The organism is Streptomyces capoamus (assembly GCF_014654935.1).
GTDB lineage: Bacteria > Actinomycetota > Actinomycetes > Streptomycetales > Streptomycetaceae > Streptomyces > Streptomyces capoamus.
In genome coordinates, this window is sequence record NZ_BNBF01000008.1 from 208,752 (window position 1) to 209,467 (window position 716).

General features: G+C 70.3%; 1 pseudogene. It reads left to right on the forward strand.

Annotation, left to right across the window (positions count from 1 at the left end):
* Positions 1 to 283 precede the first annotated feature (283 nt).
* Positions 284 to 716, forward strand: a pseudogene (locus IE312_RS40245) (septum site-determining protein Ssd); the annotation flags it as partial.

Genomic DNA, 716 nt, shown 5'->3' on the forward strand with positions numbered 1-716 from the left:
ACACGGATCAGTACACGGGTCACCGGTATGGGTGACGGAGATATTCACAGGCCGGGACCTGTCCACAGTTTTCGACCAAGATCCACATGATTTCGAGGATCGCTGCACCGTGATTCCAGCGCACTCCGGCCGCGGCGAGTTCATGGCCGGTTCCGATTGCCGGAGTGCGTATGGCCGGTTTGTGTCGGCCGTTCATATGGAGGCCGCTTGCCGGTTCTTCACACCTTTGGGAATCGCGTGGCCGCAGAGGCCGTGCGCCCCACGCAGCGAAGGGGGAACACCCGTGACCGGAACCGTCACACACGATCCGCCACCCAGCCCCGCGGGCAGGCCGGGACGGCCGCTCATCGTCACCGAGGACGCCGCTCTGCTGGACGATCTGCTGCGCCTGTGCGCGGCGGCGGGCGCCACACCCGAGGTCCACCACGGCGTACCGGAATCCGGCGACCGCTGGGGGGCCGCCCCGCTCGTCCTCGTCGGCGACGACGCCGCCCGTCGGGTGCGCGGAGCCGCGCGCCGGCCCGGTGTGGTGCTGGTGGGCCGCGACCAGGACGACTCGGAGGTATGGAAACGAGCCGTGCAGATCGGCGCCGACCACGTCCTGATGCTTCCCGACGGCGAGCCGTGGCTGGTCGACCGCATCGCCGACGTCGCCGAGGGCATCGGTCGTCCGGCCCTCACCGTCGGGGTGATCGGCGGCCGAGGCGGGGCCGGCG